The following is a 19,021-nucleotide window of genomic DNA, read 5'->3' on the forward strand; positions in this document are numbered from 1 at the left end:
ACGGATGCCATCATCCTGTGAGCCGGGCGTTTTATTTTAAATAGTACGATTACTGAACCGTGAGCTGTTTATATTTGGCAGTCAGTTCCTCGAACCACTGTTTATCCTGCAAAGTCAGGGCAAAATCAATCAATTCGGCAATTTCGTCAGGCTGCAGATCCGGCGAATCCTTGAAGCTGATCTCGGCCGAAGCCGCCGCTTCCCCCTCCGAGCCCTCCGCAAAATCATAAGAGAACATCAGCTTGATGTCACTTTCCAGAAACTCATTACGAAGGAAGTAGAGCACCTCACACATCAGAACAGGTCTGACATGGTTCTCGAACACACAATCCATAACCTTAGCCCAATAATGCTGGTTGCTGAGATGCAGCTTATCATTGGTCAGCAGGTATTGCTCACCCTGATAATCATTGACAAATTTCAGTTCAACCGGCTCCATTTTAAAAATACCGGCAATTTGCTTCCTGGTGATATTCAAGATGTCCTGTGTTTCTAATCTCATCATTCTCATGCACCCCGTTCCTCAGGTTTGGACGATCTGTATATGCTGAATTTTCATGATTCGACAATAATTTTAACTAATTTAAAAGTATTATCGTCTTTTCCGCCCCTATTGTTAATGCTTTTTCATTAAAAACTTAAAATTTTCTGTTTCACACTGCAAAAAATCGGTTAATTATTATCTTTTTTTCAACAGGATAACCATACATGAACAAAAAGCCACCCAGTCTGTGAAAGACTGAATGGCTCAAGATTAGAATACTAGTATATCTTCCCCGGCAGGATGTCCCGCTGCCTTAGCTAACGAACAACGGTACCAGCTGAATTCCCTCTTCGGGGGAGATCCGCACCAGGCCTTTATCGGAGATCCGCAGTGCGGGAATAACCGCCAGGGCCAGCAGAGACAGGGTCATAAAAGCATAGTTCAGCGTACATCCCGCATCATATAACGCTTTGCTGATGGCAGCGGATTGCGCGGCGGCAATCTCAAATGGCTCTGCGGACATCAGTCCGGCAATTGCCAGCGGGAACAAGGTGGTCCCGGCAGCGGTAATCACCGCAACCCCGCCTTGAGCATCCGCCACGGCAGCCGCCGCCTGCGCCATCAGTCCATCATCATTGCCGATGACCAGCACATTATGGCTGTCATGAGCTACAGTCATCGCTATAGCCGCAGGCTCGCGGAAGCCAATGCCCTGCACAACCCCTACGGATTTGTTGCCGGTTCCCTTGTGCCGCTCCAGAACAGCGATTTTGCACAGACCGCCCTGCACAACCAGCTCCGATCCAGCCACAGGCAGGCTCATGATCAGCTCGCCGGTCTCCACATGGTTCTCAATGACCTGGATAACCCGCGTGGCCAGAACACCTTCCTCAATGGGCGCGTGGATCACAAAGTCTGCGGGAACCGGAGGCTGCTGCAGATGCACAGAGGCCAGTACTTCATCCGGGTAGGTGTAAGGACTCAGTTCAGCCGTCATGCTTCCGTTCTCAGCCACAACAACGCCAGCCGCAATTGTCATGACCACATGAACATCGGCCAGATTTCCGTCCAGCAGAATGATATCCGCACAGGAGCCCGGAGTGATGGAGCCGATATCGCGGGCTACGCCGAAGCGCTCGGCTGTGTTAATCGTTGCCATCTGAAAAGCCGTGACCGGCTTCACCCCCTGGGAGATCGCATGGCGCACGACAAAATCCATATGCCCCTCATCGCGCAGCGATTCGGAGCTGCGGTCATCTGTCACCAGCATCATCCGGCGCGGGTCCAGCCCGTGCTCGGTATGCGCCGTGATGGTTTTGGCGACATCATGCCAGGCAGAGCCGCGGCGCATTTTGGCATACATCCCCAGACGTACGCGTTCGATCACATCCTCCGCTGTCACACACTCATGATCCCCAGTCACCCCTGCTGCGGCATAGACCGGAAGTCTCCAGTCACTCGCCGGCCAGGTGAAATGCCCGTCAACATACCGTCCCGCACGCAGCGTGGCCTGGATCTCTCCGAGCATCTTCTCATCGCCGTAGACTACACCCGGGAAGTTCATGACTTCGCCGAGCGCGATCACATCCTCGCCCCAGGTGTAGGCTTCCGCTACTTCCTCCGGTCCGATGGACGCGCCGGTTGTCTCAAATTCTGCGCCCGCAGAAGGGACACAGGAAGCCACCTGCATATAGGCAGCCAGCGGTGTTCCCCGCATCTCGTCCAGCATCAGCTTAATTCCCTTAAGCCCGAATACGTTGGCAATCTCATGGGCGTCGAAGAAACCTCCGGTCGTCCCCAGCGGCAATACAGCGCGGGCGAATTCAGTCACCGTCAATTGAGTGCTCTCGATATGGCAGTGTCCGTCAATCAGGCCGGGAGCAATGTATCTTCCTGCCGCATCAATAACCTGAGTTCTCTCCCCAATCGTATGGGAGACGTCCTTGCCGACGTAAGCAATGCGCCCGCCTTGTACAGCGACGGACATGCCGTCCAGAATCTCCCCGGAGCAGACATTGACCAGCTTGCCGCCTGTAATGACCAGTGTAGCCTTCTGATCTCCCCGGGCTGTAGCTACCAGCTCAGGCACGCAGTCGGCCAATGGTTGTCGTGTATAAGTCATCATGTGCACTCCCTTCCGGTTATCTATTTAGAAAAAACGGCCCTGACGCCCCTCAAGGGGCGCAAGCCGTCACTTAAACAAATCGCATTGTATGATTATCTTACTTTTGAATCATATACGTCAAGTGCCGCCTGAACGCCCTGCCCGGCAGGTACTGCGTACCCGTGGCGGATAAGCACCGCCTCCAGCGCGCCAAGCAGACGCAGCACATTATTCTCCCGGCAGCTGAAGCCCATGGTACCGATCCGCCAGATCTGGCCTTGTAACGGTCCGAAGGAGCTGGCGATCTCAATACCGAAACGCTGCAGCAGCATGGAACGGACGGATTCCCCGTCTATGCCCGCCGGAATGAGCACACAGGTGACTACTGTCAGCTTGCTCTCCGCCTCCCCGTACAGCTCCAGCCCCATGGCTGATAGTCCGGCAGTAAGGGCTTGCTCATGGAACCTGTGCCGGGCATGCCGCGCTTCCAGCCCTTCCTCCAGGACCAGCCGCAGGCCTTCACGCAGAGCATAGAGCATGGAGGTCATCTCCGTATGGTGATTGAGCCGCCGGGGACTCCAGTAATCCTGCAGCATACTCAGGTCGAGGTAATTACTGCGCACTACAGGCAGCTCGCTGACAGCAGCAGTGTCAGTTCTAAGTCCACGTTCTACCTGCTTGCGCCTGAGCAGCTTGGCCTCGGCCCGGTCATTATACGTCACCGGGGCCATGCCCGAAGGGATGGACAGGCATTTCTGCGTTCCGCCGACCACGGCATCCAGCATCCAGGCATCTGTCTCTACCGGCACCCCGCCGATCGTCGCCACCGCGTCCACAATCAGCAGCGCATCCTGCTCCCGGCAGGCCTGCCCGATCCCGTCCAGCGGCTGTACACGGCCTGTAGAGGTCTCACCGTGAACCATCGCCACCACATCCGGCTTGAAGCTCCGTATAGCCGCAATTACCTCTTCCGGCGGAAAGACGCGGCCCCAGGTCTGTTCTATCGTGAGGACCTCAGCCCCGCAGCGCTCAGCAATCTCATGGAGCAAATGGCCGAAACGGCCAAAGACCGGAACCAGCACCCGGTCCCCCGGCGCAATCAGGCTGACCATCACCGCTTCAATGCCGGAACGCGAAGTCCCGTCTACCGGATACGCCCACTGATTCCTGGTGGCGAACAGCTCACGCAGCATCTCCATCGTCTCGTTCATGATCTCTGTGAATTCGGGATCGAATTGTCCCAGCACCGGATACGACATCGCCCGCAGCACACGCGGATCAACCTCCACGGGGCCGGGGGTCATAATGCACCGCAAGGACGGCGACAAATCTTCGTACCGCTTCATGATTCTCTCCCCTCCAGACTTTCAGGTGATCAGATCTCGCTATTTATAGCGAAATTAAAATTACAACTCGAAGCTTGGTCGTCGCTGCGGTGAACAGTGTCTCTTATTCGTAAGCTAATCTATATAATATGGCTGTCAGCACTTCCAGTCCAGCAGCGAGTTCCTCCGGGGAGGTATACTCCCCGGGGGAATGGCTGATCCCGCCCCGGCTCGGCACGAAGATCATCGCAGCCGGGCAGCGCGGGGCGAACAGCTGGGCGTCATGCCCCGCACCGCTGACCATGCTCAGATAAGGCTTCTCCTGCTGGAGACAGATCTCTTCAAGAGCCGCGCGCAGCTCCTGATCCATAGGAGCTGGGGCTGTCTCCAGCAGCGGCTGTACCTCAAGCGTGAGGCCGCGCCTGCGGCCAAGCTCTGCGAACTCCGCCAGGACCGCTGCGCAGAAGCGCTCCAGCACCCCGGCTTCGCTATGCCGGATATCCAGCGTGAACTGCACTTCGCCGGGAATCACATTGGATGTACCCGGATAGACCTCGAGCCGACCCGTCGTGGCTACCAGCGGATCACCCGCCGCCAGGGCGGACCGCTCCAGCGCCAGCAGCATCTCCGCACTCCCGGCGAGTGCATCCTGTCTTAACCCCATCGGCGTAGTCCCTGCATGATTGGCCGTCCCACCGACCTTGACAAGATACCGCCGCTGTCCGGCGATAGCCTGCACGACCCCGATTCTACGGGACATCCGTTCCAGAATAATCCCCTGTTCAATATGCAGCTCGACATATGCGGCAATATCACTGCGCACAGGACTATTATTGCGCCAGAAGCTTCTCTCCAGACCCGCAGTAGCTCCAGCTTCTGGCCGCTCACTCCCATATTCGTCACGCCCATATCCGCCACTCTGCTCCAGACCCGCCGCAGCTTCAGCAGCCAACCCTTCATCCCCTGCCAGGCCGCAGGCCGCCATCGCTGCCCCCAGCGTGATCCCATCCGCATCTGTGCAGTCTATACATTCCTTCCCGCTATACAGCCCGGTCACATTCCCCGAGCCCCAGAACGTCAGCGGAAAGCGGCTGCCCTCTTCCTCGCAGAAGGATACCACCGCAAGCGTCCGCAGCGGCGGACCGAAGGTCTCCAGAAGATAGTGCAGCGCAGTTACAGCTGCCGCTACACCATAAGCACCGTCATACCGCCCGCCGTTCACCACCGTGTCAATATGCGATCCGGTCAGGATAACCTTGTCGCTTACCTGAGAACCGGCCAGTGTGCCATAGACATTCCCTACCTGATCCATCCTGACCTCAAGCCCGAGTCCGGCCATTCTCTCCTGCAAAAAATGCTGAACCCCTTGCCACTCCGGCGTATACAGCAGCCGGGTAACTCCAGGACCCGGAGCGCTGTAGACTGCGAGTTCATCCAGCAGCTTCAGCATCTCCCCGGCGGGGACATGCGGGACAGGCGGCTTCATATCCCCGGCTGGCTGTGCCGGATACGCAGCCATTCTCCTCCGCCGCCAGCAATAACGCCTTCCGCGGCAGTATAGACCACATTGCCCCGGCAGATCGTTGCCGTTACCTTGCAGGATAAGGTCATTCCGACATAAGGGCTATGCCGGTGGCGGTACAGCAGATCCTCTGCACGCAGGGTATAGGCCGCATCTGGATCAAGCAGCACCAGATCGGCATCCAGCCCCGGCGTAATGGAGCCCTTGCGCCCCTCCAGCCCGAACCGCCGGGCAGGAAGCCCGGAGAGCAGCGCCGAGATCTGCGTAACCGGCAGGCCGCGCACATGAACGCCTTCATGGAACATCAATTCCAGACTGCTCTGTGCTCCCGATATCCCGCCCCAGGCTTCCATGAACGACAGCCCGGGCGCCAGCTTCAATTCAGGCGGACAGGGGGAGTGATCGGAGGCGACCAGATCCACCCGGCCCGCAGCCAGCGCCGCCCACAGCCGTTCCCGTTCACTGCTGCTGCGCAGGGGCGGAGCGCATTTCGCCAGCGCCCCGAGAGTCTCCATGCTGTCTTCATCCAGGATGAGATAATGAGGACAGGTCTCTGCGGTAACATCCAGACCGCGCAGCTTGGCCTCATGAATCAGCTCCAGGGCTGCCGCTGTGCTGATATGGACGAAATGCAGCTTACAGCCGGTCCGCTCACTGTACAGCAGCGCCCTGGCTACAGCCTCCAGCTCCGCTTGCGGAGGGCGTGAAGCCGCAAAATCCCTCGCGCTGCTGCGCCCGGCACGGAGTGCCGCCGCCCCCAGCGCCGAGGTTATCGCTTCGCTCTCCGCATGCAGGGCGAGAATCCCGCCGGTTGCGGCGATCCGAAGCATCCCCTGATACAGGGTATCATCGTCCACCTCACGGAACCGGCCCTCGCCTTCACCGCCGGGATTCGAGATGAACGCCTTGAACCCGGTAACGCCCGCTGCCGCCAGTCCCTCCAGCTCCTCCAGATTCCCGGGCACCAGTCCGCCCCACAACACATAATCCACCGCCGAGTTCCCGGCTGCGGCCTCCGCCTTCAGCCGGAGCGCCTCCAGATTAACCGTCGGCGGATTCCCGTTCAGCGGCATATCCGCATAACAGGTGCAGCCGCCAGCCGCTAGAGCAGCTGACCCGCTCCGGAAGCCCTCCCAGTGACCGAACGCAGGCTCATTGAAGTGAACATGCATGTCGATTATGCCGGGCAGCACATATTGTCCTTCCGCATCCAGAATTCTGGTCCCGGACGATGCCTGTAAGGCTTCGCCCAGTGCAGCGATTTTGCCATCCTTCACCCCGATCTCAAGCCTGCGGACTTCTCCGGGCAGGACCACCTGTCCGTTCCTGATGATAAGCTCATAACCTTCTTCCTTCATGATAGGCCCACCTCCGGTCTATTGGCTTAAGATTAGATCAGCGGTACACTGAATTGCCACGTTAACTCCCGCGATAAGTGCTGTATCCTCCAGGTGCAACCAGCAGCGGTACATGGTAATGGGCGGAGGGGTCCGGCATATTGAAGCGGATCGGAATCTGGTCCAGGAACGGGACTACAGCGCCTGCTCCCTCCTCCTCAGCCTCCGGTTCTCCGGCACCAGCCTGAGCGCCCCGGAAATAATCCCCTGCCATGAACAGCAGTTCATAGCTTCCGGCCTGCATTTCTTCTCCCGCCAGCAGCGGAGCGTCCAGCCTGCCATCCTCATTCGTCACCGCCTCACGCAGCAGCACAGGCCCTCCGGTACTCAGCCGCCAGAGCTGAAGCGACAGGCCCGCAGCAGGCTTGCCCTGTGACAGATCCAGCACATGAGTTGTCAGCCGTCCGTTCCTTTCAGACAATTGCGTCACCCTCCTCCTATAATATGCAGTGCCCTGCTCTATTCCGCCCCCAGCAGATCCTCCAGCCGAAAACGAGTAATCGCACCAATCTCCAGCAGCGCCTGTTCCTGCTCCTCCTCAAGCGAACGATCCACACGCTCACCGATGGCGCTAAGGATCTCTTCTTTAGTTTTGCCCCGTACGGCGAAGATGAACGGAAAGCGGAATTTCGCTGTATAGGCGGCGTTCAGCCCGGTGAGCTCCGCGAATTCCTCCGGTGTCAGCCGGTCCAGTCCGGCCCCCTGCTGCTCAGCCGCCGAGAGCGGACTGACCGCAAGCCTTGTCGCCAGATCCGGGTGAGCTCTAAGCAACGCCAGCACCTGGTCCGGCTCCGCCTGCCGTGCTATCTCCATCATGGCAGCATGCAGCTCCTGCACAGAATCGAACGGACGCCTGCTGTACACCCCCTCTGCTACCCATGGGGAGTGCTCGAAGATGCCGCCGAGCTGCTCCACGAAGTCTTTTTTTACCATCGAGTTCATCTGCTCCAGAGTCAACCGGTCCGCCGGTATAGTCATAGGCCAACCCCCATCCCTCTAATTTGTATATTTCCGCCTGCGCCCTTCCGGCCTAGAACCGCTGTTCGCGGATATAAGGTGTTCCCAGTGATTCCGGCGTACCGGAGGGCTTGTTGCGGTTGCGGTATCCCAGATACATCAATACGAGAATGGTTACGACGTAAGGAATCATTTTCAGAAAATAAGACGGCACCGCACTCCCCAACAGCTGAATACGGAAGCCCAGCGAGTCGAGTGCTCCGAAGAAGTAGGCGCAGAAGAGAGCGCGCAGCGGATTCCATCTGGCGAAAATCACCAGACCCACCGCGATCCAGCCCCGTCCGGCGGTCAGCCCTTCATTCCAGGTCGGCGCATATGCCAGCACCATATCCGCACCGGCCAGCCCAATCAGCGCCGCCCCGGCAGTAACATAACAGTAACGGATCAGCTGCACACGAATCCCCATGACGTCCGCAGTAGCCGGATTGTCACCGACTGCCCGCAGATGCAGCCCCCACGAGGTATGGTGAATCAGCAGATGCAGCACAAGGACGAGCAGAAGACTGAACCAGGTCAGCATATCCAGCCTTCCAAAAAGCTCCCCGAGCACCGGCACCGGCTTCAGTATCTCCAGATCCAGCTTGGGCAGACTGCCGGGAAGCGGAATGCCGCTGATCGACTTGCCCACATAAGCGCTTAAGCCGCTGCCGAACAGCGTCATAGCCAGACCCGACATCGTCTGATTCGCCCTCAGCGTGACACATAAGAAGGAATGAACCATACCCAGAAGAGCGGTAATGGCTACCGCCGAGAGCAGCGCAAGGATCAGATTCCCGCTGCGGATGTAGACGATGCAAGTCGTCACTGCTCCCATCAGCATCAGCCCCTCCGCACCAAGCTGGATAATGCCGGCCCGTTCGGTCAGAATGCCTCCCAGCGTAGCCAGCAGCAGCGGTGTTCCGGCGGAAATAGCGGCGATTAATAACTGTGTAGTGAAATCCATGAGTGAACTCCCTCCTGTACGAGAATGCTGTTATGCGCTCCGGCGGATGCGGAACCGGTGAATCATGTCGCCGGCAATCAGGAAGAACAGGATCGCGCCCTGCAGCATTTCCGATATGGACGAAGGCAGTCCGATGGTCTGAACACTATAGCCGCCTACAATCAAGCCGCCGAACAGAATCGAAGTCACAATCAGGCCCAGCGGGTTCAGCTTGGCAAGCCAGGCTACGATGATCGCCGTATAGCCATAGCCCGGTGAGATTCCCTGCATCAGCTTATGCGTAACCCCGGACACCTCGGCCATGCCGGCAATCCCGGCAAGACCGCCGCTGATCAGCATGACGATGATAATATGCTTCTTAATATGGATGCCCGCATAACGGGCAGCTGTGGGATTGGCGCCGATCAGACGCAGCTCATAGCCCCAGCGGGTGAACCGGATCATCAGATAATAGACCAGCACAGCCACGAGGCCGAAGACCAGCCCGATGTGCAGCCGGGTACTGCCAAGCACCGGCAGGGACTGGGCGGCCGTGAACATCGGGGAACCCGGGAAGTTGAAGCCCTTCGGGTCCTTCCAGGGGCCGAACACTACATAATCCAGAGCCAGCAGGGCCACGTAGTTCAGCATCAGGGAGGTAATCAGCTCATTTACACCGAAATGGGTTCGCGGCACTGCCGTCATCAGACCCCACAAAGCTCCGGCCGCTGTACCGAAAACCAGCATCAGCGTGATGGACCAGAAGGAAGACAGGTCCGGGAAATAGATCGTTACCGCAGTAGCCGCCATAGCGCCTACTGTCAACTGACCCTCTGCCCCGATATTCCACACAGAGATCCGGTAAGCTACAGCAATACCTAGCCCGCAGAGCAGCAGCGGAATAGCCTTGACCATGGTTTCAGTGAAGCCGTAGGAGGTGCCGAAGGCTCCCCGGAACATTTTCTCATAGACGACCAGCGGGCTCATTCCATTAGCGGCGATGAACACCGCACAGAGCAAGAGTGCCAGAACAACGGACAGGATGGGCGTCCACCACGGTGAACGGGTACGGCTTGAATCATATTCCAGCCTGAGGGAGTACCACCTCCTGCTGCGCCCCGCCAGCGGCGTAAGCGTTGCAGATTCATTTCCAGGCTTCGGACTCATACGGCACTTCCTTCCCTGCTCCGGATGCCGGCCATCATCAGGCCGATTTGTTCCCGGTCCGCCTGCTCATGATCGCTCTCACCTATAATTGACCCGCCATAAATCACCAGAATACGGTCGGATAACTGCAGCAGCTCATCCAGATCCTCGGAGATCAATAGCACTCCGCTACCGGAGCTGCGCAGCTCCATCAGCAGCTCATGCACCCCTGCCGCTGCGCCGACATCCAGCCCTTGCGTTGGATGCACGGCCACCATCAGCTTCGGACGGTGGCTGACCTCACGGGCGAACAGCAGCTTCTGCTGGTTCCCGCCGGACAATTGCTGCACGGGAGTATCCAGCTCCGGCGTCTTCACATTGAAGCGGCGGACCAGCTCCTGCGACCAGGAGCGGTTCCTCGCCGCCTTCAGGAAGCCGAACCGGGAATGCTCCCCGCTGCGGTAAGACTTGAACAGCAGGTTGTCAACGGACCCCAGCCGTCCGGCAAGACCGCTCTTCATCCGGTTCTCCGGCACATGCGAGATGCCCGAATCGATCGCTCCTCTTACCGAAGCTGTTTTTACAGGACTGCCGTCAAACCGGATCTCGCCCGTCCTCCATGCTCTTAGCCCTGTCAATACCTCCGCTAGCTCCTTCTGCCCGTTGCCCGCGACACCGGCCACGCCCACAATTTCGCCTTCATGAACCGTAAGCGACAGGGCATCCAGCGCCTTGCGGCCATGATCCGCAGCCACCTCCAGATCGCGGACGATCAGCAGCGGCTCTCCGGCCGTCGCCGCGCGCTCCTGACGGCTGATCGTAACCTCCCGGCCCACCATCAGCCGGGCTAGCTCCAGCTCATCCGTCTCGCCCGTCATCAGCGAAGCAATCATTTTCCCCTTGCGCATCACGGAGATCCGGTCCGAGGAGGCCATGACCTCCTTCATTTTATGCGTAGTCATGATCACTGTCTTGCCCGCCTGCTTCATCACCTGAAGGGTCTCGAACAGTTGCTCCGCCTCCCCCGGCGTCAGCACCGAAGTCGGCTCATCCAGAATGATGATGTCTGCCCCGCGGTATAGCGTTTTGACAATCTCAACGCGCTGCTGCTCGCCGACAGACAGCTGCCAGATCGGCCGGTCGACGGGAAATTTCAAGCCAAACCGTTCTCCAAGCGCCTCTATCTCTTCATGCTTATGTTTAATCCATCTGCTGCCGCGCCAGAAAGACGACTTTTCGCCAAGCACGATATTCTCCGCCGCTGTAAGGCTCTGCACCAGTCTGAAGTTCTGAAAGACCATGCCTACACCGAGCAGTGCCGCATCCTTCGGGGAACGGATTCTGGCCGGTTTGCCATGAATGAGAATCTCTCCTGCGTCCGCCCGGTACACTCCTGACAGCATGCTCATGACTGTGCTTTTCCCTGCCCCGTTCTCCCCGAGTAACGCGTGAATCTCCCCCGCATTTGCCGAAAAATCAACTTGATCGCTGGCCGTTACAGCACCGAATGTCTTCACTATCCCGCGCATTTCAACCGAAGGGTCCTGCATAATACTACGCTCCTTTCCGGGTAGTTATAGTACAGGTGGGGAAGGCTCCGGTATCCGGAACCCGCCCCACCCGTAAGGCTGTGCTGTATGAAGATGTGTAGCAGCTGTTATTGCGGAATCGTGCCCTCGACACCCTTGACCAGCCAGTTCATGCCAAGCACCTCTTCAAGGGTCAGCTTCTGACCGTCCTTAACAGTTACATTGCCCTTGTTGTCCGAGATCGGTCCGGTGAAGACCTCCAGCCCGCCGCTGATGATTTTGGCCTTGGCGTCCTCCACCAGCTTCTTCACATCCTCGGGAACCTTGTTGCCGAATGGCGCCAGCTCCACCATGCCGTCCGCCATATCGCCGGAATACTGCTCACTTTTCCAGGTTCCGTCCATCACAGACTGTACAGCTTTTACATAATAAGGACCCCAGTTCCATACAGGGTTGGTTAAGTAGTTGTCCGGTGCATACTTGCTCATATCCGAGTCATTTCCTCCGGCAAAAGCTCCCCGTTCCGCCGCAGCCTGAAGGGTAGCCGGTGAATCCTGATACGCCAGCAGGACATCCGCTCCTTTGTCGAGCAGGCTGATGGCCGCCTGACGTTCAGTCGCAGGGTCATACCAGGTATTCGTCCACACCACATCTACCTTAACCGCCGGGTTGACGCTCTGCGCGCCAAGCGTGAAGGCGTTCAGATTATAGATCACCTCGCTGATCGGGAAGGCTCCCACATAGCCGAGATGGTTTTTCTTTGTCATTTTGCCTGCCGCGATCCCCGACAGATAGCTTGCCTGGTAGTTTTTGCCGAAGTAAGTCCCCATGTTATCGGCGGTCTTGTAACCGGAGGCGTGCAGGAACTTCACGTTAGGGAATTTGCCAGCCACATTCAAAGTGAAATCCATATAGCCGAAGCTCGTGGTGAACACGATGTCATGGTTCTGCGCAAGCTCTGTGATGATCCGCTCGGCATCGGCGCTTTCCGGTACATTCTCAACGAAATCCGCCTTGATCCCAAGCTCCTTCTCCATATACAGGCGGCCCTGATCATGCTGATACGTATACCCGCCGTCACCCGGAGGCCCGATATAGACAAAAGCAACCGTCGGCTTTTTCGCTGCCGGCTCTGTGGTTGCCGCGGCCTCGCTCCCTGCCGGTGTACTTGCCGCCGAAGGCTCTGCCGTTGCTGCCGCACCCGTATTAGACGCCGTATTATTCTTCGCGCACCCCGTCAGAACCACCGCCAGCAGGAACATCGAGATGATGCTGAATTTGAATGTCTGACCCCTTTGTTTCATAATTCTCCTCCTCCAGGATATCTCTTCTAATGGCTACAGCCATTAATGTATCTCTACTATACTGAGGCGCAGCACTTACGTAAATTTATATAACATAGCTTTGTGTGGGTGGATAAGAAGAGGGGCCGATTTTGTGCTTCATGCACGAAGTCATCTCAAATTAAACTTAAATTATGAGATATTACCTTACATCACTTTTAAAAATAGCGAATTCACTGTCTATTCCCGCTCCGCACGCTCCATTCTCTGCGGTATTCTCCGAAGCTCTCCGGCAGCCCGGTCTCTGCGAACGCCTGAACAGGCTCTTGCGGCAGGATGAGCCCCTTATACTCCTTGGTCCGCATAATGGCAGCTACGCCCTCCTCCTCGTCCAGCTCTTGAAGTCCGCCGAACAGCGTGCTCGAGAACAGAGTAGGCGGCATCAGCAATCCTTCTTGCGCACTGGTGACATAATCAAGCTCCGGGTGCTGCTCATACGCTTGGATGAACCGGCGGATCTGAGCCGCTGCCACAAACGGCTGATCTGCCGCCGCAATGACCACCGCATCCGGCTGAAGCGAAGCTACAGCATTCAAGCCGCAGCGCAGTGAGAAAGACAGGCCCAAATGGGCCGTCAGGCAAGTCTCAATCCGCCGCATATTCTCCGCCATCCCGGCCGGCGGCAGCCAGCCCAAAGGATCATCCGCGCGAACCACCACAACCAGCGGCACAAGCCCGCAGGTCTCCAGCTCGCCGAGCATCACCGCAGCGGCTGAACCCGCACCCGCCCTGTTCAGAGAACCTTCAGAGGCCCCTGCTCCATTACTGCGGCCTGCCGCCAAAAAGATTCCGGCCACCTTCATTGTTCTCCACTCCTTTTTTTGGGCAATCTGCTCATGGACAGCTGTTATTCTCGCTCCAGCATTCTGCGGAACAGGAATACCAGCTTCAGCTTCATGAGATCATTGATTTTTTTGAAATCGACATCCAGCAGCTCACTGAGCTTCTCAATCCGGTAAGTGGCCGTATTGCGGTGAATGAACAGCTTCTTGGCCGTCTCGTTCACATGGCCGTCATTCTCCAGGTAGACCTCCAGCGTGTGGAGCATCTCCTTAACATATTCCGGTTCCCGGCTAAGCAGCCCCCGCAGGCTGCCGTTATAGTAACGCTCCATGGTCTCCGCCGGAATCTTGCTCAGCAGAAGATCAAGCTCCAGCTGGCGGTAATGCACCACATTTCCCTGTGCGCCCCATTGCCGGGCCATGCCCATACATTCCTTAATCTCGGCAAAAGCTTCCTTCAGCCCCTCCGGCTTCAGCTTCACGCTGCTGACAGCCGCCTGCGGATAATACCCTTTATCGAACTTCAGGCTGTCGAAGCATTCCTGAATCATTGCCCGGAACTCCTCCGGCTGATGCGGCCCGGCAGGGTACAGCGACACCAGTCCCTCCTCCACCAGGAAGTGGACCGCCTGCAGGCCATTCAGCACCGGATGCTCCGAATACTCCTCCTTCAGCCGCAGGAGCTCTGCCTGCCGGGCTTCTCCCGCAGCAGCGACATCGGTAAGCAGCAGTTGATACGGAGACTGGAGCAGCGTAATCTCCAGCCGGAGCGCAGCCTGCGCCAGCTCAGCGTATTTCAGCCCGTCCTTCAGGAACCGCCGCAGCAGCCCGCTGAATTCCCGGTGTCCGGCCTGCTCGAAATAATCCTCCAGTCCGGTATGCATATGATAAGAAATCAGCTCTGCCCCCTGGACGAACAGACTTTCCTCCACGGGCAGCAGCAAAGGATCAATATCGCAATAATGTAGGTAACCCAGGCATTTCCCGGCCTGTAGCAGCGGAAGCCGGTAGCCTGTGCCCGTGCTGAGCCGGAAGCGCTGATTGCGGGGCTGCCAGGGCCACCCTTCCAGCAGCTCACTGTCGGTGTACCCCGAGTTGTTGAATACTACCGTTCCGCGGCTACTGATTACAGCCAGCGGATAACCGATGATCTCGGAGACGGTGTCCAGCAGCGGACGGCTGCGCCCGGAACGCAAGGCAAGACGCATCAGCATCCGCTGCTTCTCCATCATGCTCTGCAGGGTGCCCACGCTGCGCGACAGCTCCGCGCGGAACAAGCCGTTCATCTGGTCGGAGAAGGTGAACTGGAACGGCAGCTCAATCAGCGGAAAATTCAGCTGCTCCGCTTCCGCAATCAAGGGCGGCGGCACAGCCTCCCAGAACCGGCCCAGCTTGATGCCCAGCCCCGCTGACCCGCGCCGGTTCAGCATCTGCAGCAGTGCCGAGGCATCCTCCGGGCTGTCCTTGATCAGATAGGCTGTGGTCAGCAGCATTTCCCCTTCCTTGATCCAGTCCGAGATATCGGGAGCATCCATGACATTGATCGATTTCACAATCCTGTGCTTCCCCTTGGACCCGGCAATCAGCTTCGCTTCGGATAAAGGATAAATGGACAACGCTTCTTCCACCGTAAGATGCATAGCCACCCCTCCTTCTGTACCTTCATAATAGGTTTATTCGAGTCATATGTTATTTTATGTAACATTATAGATAAAATGACCGCTGTTGGAAAGAGAAAAGTTAGAGTTAGGCTTATCCACGTTAGGTAATATTACATATTGGGCGGCAGTGACTCTTATTTGATCTCATGGAGCTGCATATTGCTCACGTGTCTTTGCAGCTGCCGGATGTATGCTGTTTTTTGCATACATCCGGACCACTCACCCCCGCACCGGCCGGATGTATGCTGTTTTTCACATACATCCGGACCGATCCCCCTGCACCGGCCCAATGTATGCTGTTTTCCGCATACATCTGGACCACTCACCCCCATACCGGCCCAATGTATGCTGTTTTTCGCATACATCCGGACCACTCCCCCCATACCGGCCCAATGTATGCTGTTTTCCGCATACATCTGGACCGATCCCCCCGCACAGGCTCAATGTCTGCTGTTTTCCGCATACATCTGGACCACTCACCCCCATACCGGCCCAATGTATGCTGTTTTTCGCATACATCTGGACCACTCACCCCCATACCGGCTCAATGTATGCTGTTTTCCGCATACATTGAGCAATCAGCAAAAAGCCCTGGTTCTCTTCGTTCAGAGAACCAAGGCTATGACTTCCTACTTCCATACCTCCTGTATCCATGACAGGAGCCTCAGATCTTGTCCGTGTCCGCCGATGACGGACAATCCCAGCGGCAGTCCGCCGGGGCCGGGCACCGGCAGCGTAACCTGCGGCAGCCCGGCCAGTCCGGCCAGGCAGCTGAGCATCATGGCGCTGCTGCGGCTCCGCTCCAGCTGCCCGGGTCCGGCGCCGCGCAGCGGGGCCGGACCCGGCACGGTCGGAAGGACGAGACAGCCGTCCTTCCCGAGCAGCACCCGCAGCCGCTGGGTGATCCGGCTGCGTAGCATAGCGGCCGGGCTGTGATCCGCCCCGGCCAGCCCCGCCGCCCAAGCGAACCGGGCGGCAATGTCCGGCCCGAAGACCGGCTGCTCCCGCCCGATCCACTCCCCATGGGTTGCCCAGATCTCGGCACCCTGCAGCTCGCGGAAGGCGTCCATCCAGGTCTTCAAGCCTTCAGGGGCAACCACGGCTTCAGCAGCCTGTAGCGAAGCGCCTGCCAGAAGCTTGTCCAGCCCCCGCCTCAGGTAGTCTGCACAGTCCTGCTCCACAAGCGCCCAGCCTTCCGGAGGGATGAACATCTGGGACATTCGAAGATCACCGGCAGGCTCATCAACCGCCTCACCGCCACTCTGCTTCATACTATTCTCCATACCCTGGGCAACTACGCCGCTGTCCGCAGTCCCGAGCTGATCGCCCGCCTTCTTCCTATTCTCCCCGCCACAGGCAGCTCCGCCACTGTCCGCAGTTTCGAGCAGAACGCCCGCCTTCTTCCCACTCTCTCTGCCCTGAGCACCACCACCGCTGTCCGCAGCCCCAAGCAGAACGCGCCCTGTCTTCAGCAGCAGCTCCGTGCTTCCCGCGATCCAGCCCACCGTGTCAAAAGCCGGGGCCAGCGGAATGACACCCTCCAGTGACACCGCGCCGTGTGTCGGACGAAAGCCGAAGACGCCGCAATAAGCCGATGGAACCCGGACAGAGCCGCCTGTATCCGTCCCGAGGGCAAAATCCACACTCCCCGAGGCCACAGCCACCGCTGACCCGCTGGACGAGCCGCCGGGAATCCGGTTCTCCCCGTGCGGATTCACCGGCGTACCGTAATGATAGTTCTCTCCGCCCAGGCTGTACATCAGCTCATCCGTATGGGCAGCCCCCCGCAGCGCAGCTCCGGCTTCCAGCAGCCTGCGCACAGCATCTGCATGAACAGCCGCAGGTTCGTGGCTACGCAGCCAGTCCGGGTTACCGGCGGCAGAGCGGTGCCCGGCCACTGCGAAGACATCTTTTACCGTGAAGGCCAGGCCATGCAACGCCCCGTGCCCGCTGCCGGGAATCACCAGCTCCGGGACCCGGAATGCACCGTGCCGATTATCAAGAACCATGCTGTTCCACCCTTTCCCTCCCGGACAACCCCGGTTAATCACACCCTGCCTCCCTAATCACTCTGCCTTCTTCTCTTCTAGCAGAGCAGGTAAGGGATGAAGCTTCGTTCAAGCCGAGCATTCGGCGATAGTTGTATTCTGTACATCTAAATACAGTGAAATGAATGGATTCCCTCTTCTAACTGGTCGAGTAGGCGGGGCCTCTCCATCGTGGATTGTGCCCCTACCCCTCACAGATCCGTACGTGCGCAATTTACGCATACGGCTCTTCACCCCATCGTTCACAGTTGGCCTTAGTCGTAGATATTGACGTAGATCCGCGGCTTCGGTAGCTTGAATTCTTTAAGCACTTCGTAGAATCTCTCCCGGGTGAAGCTCCTGCGCTGACTTCTGCGGTTTAGCCATTTGTAAATCAAGTCCAGCGTTTGCAGGTAGTAGGATTTCATTTTCTGCGCGTTATCCGTGATTCCGTAGTATCGGTAGTGACCCGACAATTTGGCCCGGATGACGCCTAGAAACTCCTCCTGCTTCATATGCCGATTCCACCTGACCCAGCTCTTCATGGCTTTGACCTTCTGTCTGAACTTCTTCCCACTCGTTTTACGCTTCACCCGGAAGGTTCCTCTTCGGCTCTTGGCGCAGTAGTGTGTGAACCCTAGGAAATCGAATGTTTTCGGTTTCCCTTCGCCCTTCCTCCGTGACTCTGCTTCCGCAAAGCGACCGAACGCGATGATTTTTGTCTTCTCTTCCGCAATGCTTAGCCCGAATTTCTCCAGCCGGAGCACAAGCGCGGTATAGAAACGTTCTGCGTCTTCTTTGTACTGGAAGCAGCACACAAAATCATCGGCAAAGCGCACCATTTCGGCTTGCCCCGCGCACTGCTTCTTCACCGTCACGGTGAACCATAGGTCAAGGACATAGTGCAGGTAGACGTTGGCTAGCAGGGGCGACACCACCGAACCTTGGGGAGTTCCTTCCTCCGTCGGTTCAACGTGTCCCTCCTCCTGTATGCCCGCTTTCAGCATCCGTCTCACCAGCCGGTGGATGTTTGGATCTCCGATTCGTAGTTCGAGGAACTTCATCAGCCATTCGTGATCCACGTGGTTGAAGAAACCCGAGATGTCCGCATCGACGACATAGCTGGTTTTCCCATGTTCAATGACCCGGTTTAGATGTTTCAGCGCACTGTGCATGCTTCGGTTCGGGCGAAATCCATACGAGAAATCCAGGAAGTCTTGTTCATAAATGGCTTCGAGCACTCTTTTCAGCGCATGTTGCACCAGTTTGTCCTCATACGCAGGAATGCCTAGGGGCCGCATGCTTTTCTCGTCCTTTGGGATGTAGACTCTTCTCGCCGGCTGAGGTCTGTAGCTTTTTCGCTTTAGCCGGTCCACTAGATGTGCTACATTCGCTTCCACGTTGGTTTCGTACGTCTCTTTGGTCGATCCGTCGACTCCCGTTGCTTTTCCCGGTTTCATCTCTTTGTGACTTTCCGTTAATGCTTCTACGTCAATAAGATGTCCGATGGAGGTGAACCGTAACTTCGGATCTTCTTTGGCCATTTCTGCTATTCTTGCTAATTTCGTTTCCATTTTTTTTCCCACCTCTGCGTGTGGCCAATGTGTCCTTACCAAGATTGATAGGGTGTCGCCTGCCTTTCCTCCGCCCCCATTACAGGGGTTTCACAGGTCTTATGCGGCAATCCGACTCCCTGGACGCCGTTTGGCATTCTTACGTGTTACGGCTTGTTTGCCATACTCCTGTAAAGGTTCCTAAAGAG

The 19,021-nt window shown here is 57.4% G+C and carries 15 protein-coding genes; all 15 read right to left on the bottom strand.

Annotated features, from left to right (window positions below; genetic code table 11):
• Positions 1-49: 49 nt before the first annotated feature.
• The gene (locus tag MHH78_RS29335; protein WP_076076971.1) at positions 50-505 is read right to left on the bottom strand and encodes an IDEAL domain-containing protein; all 456 of its coding nucleotides are present in this window, start codon (positions 503-505) and stop codon (positions 50-52) included.
• A 292-nt stretch (positions 506-797) separates the two neighbouring features.
• The gene (locus MHH78_RS29340; RefSeq protein WP_341170406.1) at positions 798-2,606 is read right to left on the bottom strand and encodes an adenine deaminase; all 1,809 of its coding nucleotides are present in this window, start codon (positions 2,604-2,606) and stop codon (positions 798-800) included.
• 95 nt (positions 2,607-2,701) lie between these two features.
• A complete protein-coding gene (locus tag MHH78_RS29345; protein WP_341169747.1) occupies positions 2,702-3,934 on the bottom strand; it encodes a pyridoxal-phosphate-dependent aminotransferase family protein in 1,233 nt (410 codons plus the stop codon).
• A 103-nt stretch (positions 3,935-4,037) separates the two neighbouring features.
• Positions 4,038-5,399, bottom strand: coding sequence for a Zn-dependent hydrolase (locus tag MHH78_RS29350; RefSeq protein ID WP_445668108.1), 1,362 nt, complete (start codon positions 5,397-5,399; stop codon positions 4,038-4,040).
• Positions 5,396-6,793: an allantoinase AllB gene (gene allB, locus MHH78_RS29355; RefSeq protein WP_341169749.1), complete on the bottom strand. Its 1,398-nt coding sequence runs from the start codon at positions 6,791-6,793 to the stop codon at positions 5,396-5,398. The genes MHH78_RS29350 and allB overlap by 4 nt, the downstream gene beginning before the upstream one ends.
• Before the next feature lie 61 nt (positions 6,794-6,854).
• A complete protein-coding gene (gene uraH, locus MHH78_RS29360; protein WP_341169750.1) occupies positions 6,855-7,253 on the bottom strand; it encodes a hydroxyisourate hydrolase in 399 nt (132 codons plus the stop codon).
• A 38-nt stretch (positions 7,254-7,291) separates the two neighbouring features.
• Entirely contained in the window at positions 7,292-7,810 is a 519-nt protein-coding gene (gene uraD / locus MHH78_RS29365; RefSeq protein WP_076076877.1) for a 2-oxo-4-hydroxy-4-carboxy-5-ureidoimidazoline decarboxylase, read from the bottom strand.
• 52 nt (positions 7,811-7,862) lie between these two features.
• Positions 7,863-8,792, bottom strand: coding sequence for an ABC transporter permease (locus MHH78_RS29370; RefSeq protein WP_076076879.1), 930 nt, complete (start codon positions 8,790-8,792; stop codon positions 7,863-7,865).
• Positions 8,793-8,822: 30 nt separating this feature from the next.
• A complete protein-coding gene (locus MHH78_RS29375) occupies positions 8,823-9,938 on the bottom strand; it encodes an ABC transporter permease (RefSeq protein WP_341169751.1) in 1,116 nt (371 codons plus the stop codon).
• Complete coding sequence (locus tag MHH78_RS29380; protein WP_340955367.1) at positions 9,935-11,467, bottom strand: ABC transporter ATP-binding protein; 1,533 nt, start codon at positions 11,465-11,467, stop codon at positions 9,935-9,937. The genes MHH78_RS29375 and MHH78_RS29380 overlap by 4 nt, the downstream gene beginning before the upstream one ends.
• 107 nt (positions 11,468-11,574) lie before the next feature.
• On the bottom strand, positions 11,575-12,750 hold the full coding sequence (locus MHH78_RS29385) for a BMP family ABC transporter substrate-binding protein (protein ID WP_341169752.1): 1,176 nt from the start codon (positions 12,748-12,750) through the stop codon (positions 11,575-11,577).
• A gap of 212 nt (positions 12,751-12,962) precedes the next feature.
• Positions 12,963-13,592, bottom strand: coding sequence for an NTP transferase domain-containing protein (locus MHH78_RS29390; protein ID WP_341169753.1), 630 nt, complete (start codon positions 13,590-13,592; stop codon positions 12,963-12,965).
• 44 nt (positions 13,593-13,636) lie between these two features.
• Entirely contained in the window at positions 13,637-15,211 is a 1,575-nt protein-coding gene (locus MHH78_RS29395; protein ID WP_341169754.1) for a PucR family transcriptional regulator, read from the bottom strand.
• Between the two features lie 650 nt (positions 15,212-15,861).
• A complete protein-coding gene (locus MHH78_RS29400; protein ID WP_341169755.1) occupies positions 15,862-17,241 on the bottom strand; it encodes an amidase family protein in 1,380 nt (459 codons plus the stop codon).
• A gap of 293 nt (positions 17,242-17,534) precedes the next feature.
• Positions 17,535-18,833, bottom strand: coding sequence for a group II intron reverse transcriptase/maturase (ltrA, locus tag MHH78_RS29405; RefSeq protein ID WP_341169756.1), 1,299 nt, complete (start codon positions 18,831-18,833; stop codon positions 17,535-17,537).
• Positions 18,834-19,021 lie beyond the last annotated feature (188 nt).

It is taken from the genome of Paenibacillus sp. FSL H3-0333, from assembly GCF_038002805.1.
GTDB classification, from domain to species: Bacteria; Bacillota; Bacilli; order Paenibacillales; family Paenibacillaceae; genus Paenibacillus_AQ; species Paenibacillus_AQ silagei.

Coding starts and splice junctions, on each gene's coding strand:
- MHH78_RS29335 (WP_076076971.1), bottom strand. CDS start 505: ATGATGAGATTAGAAACACAGGACATCTTGAATATCACCAGGAAGCAA.
- allB (WP_341169749.1), bottom strand. CDS start 6,793: ATGAAGGAAGAAGGTTATGAGCTTATCATCAGGAACGGACAGGTGGTC.
- MHH78_RS29375 (WP_341169751.1), bottom strand. CDS start 9,938: ATGAGTCCGAAGCCTGGAAATGAATCTGCAACGCTTACGCCGCTGGCG.
- MHH78_RS29350 (WP_445668108.1), bottom strand. CDS start 5,399: ATGAAGCCGCCTGTCCCGCATGTCCCCGCCGGGGAGATGCTGAAGCTG.
- ltrA (WP_341169756.1), bottom strand. CDS start 18,833: ATGGAAACGAAATTAGCAAGAATAGCAGAAATGGCCAAAGAAGATCCG.
- MHH78_RS29340 (WP_341170406.1), bottom strand. CDS start 2,606: ATGACTTATACACGACAACCATTGGCCGACTGCGTGCCTGAGCTGGTA.
- MHH78_RS29395 (WP_341169754.1), bottom strand. CDS start 15,211: ATGCATCTTACGGTGGAAGAAGCGTTGTCCATTTATCCTTTATCCGAA.
- MHH78_RS29345 (WP_341169747.1), bottom strand. CDS start 3,934: ATGAAGCGGTACGAAGATTTGTCGCCGTCCTTGCGGTGCATTATGACC.
- MHH78_RS29380 (WP_340955367.1), bottom strand. CDS start 11,467: ATGCAGGACCCTTCGGTTGAAATGCGCGGGATAGTGAAGACATTCGGT.
- MHH78_RS29385 (WP_341169752.1), bottom strand. CDS start 12,750: ATGAAACAAAGGGGTCAGACATTCAAATTCAGCATCATCTCGATGTTC.
- MHH78_RS29370 (WP_076076879.1), bottom strand. CDS start 8,792: ATGGATTTCACTACACAGTTATTAATCGCCGCTATTTCCGCCGGAACA.
- uraD (WP_076076877.1), bottom strand. CDS start 7,810: ATGACTATACCGGCGGACCGGTTGACTCTGGAGCAGATGAACTCGATG.
- MHH78_RS29390 (WP_341169753.1), bottom strand. CDS start 13,592: ATGAAGGTGGCCGGAATCTTTTTGGCGGCAGGCCGCAGTAATGGAGCA.
- MHH78_RS29400 (WP_341169755.1), bottom strand. CDS start 17,241: ATGGTTCTTGATAATCGGCACGGTGCATTCCGGGTCCCGGAGCTGGTG.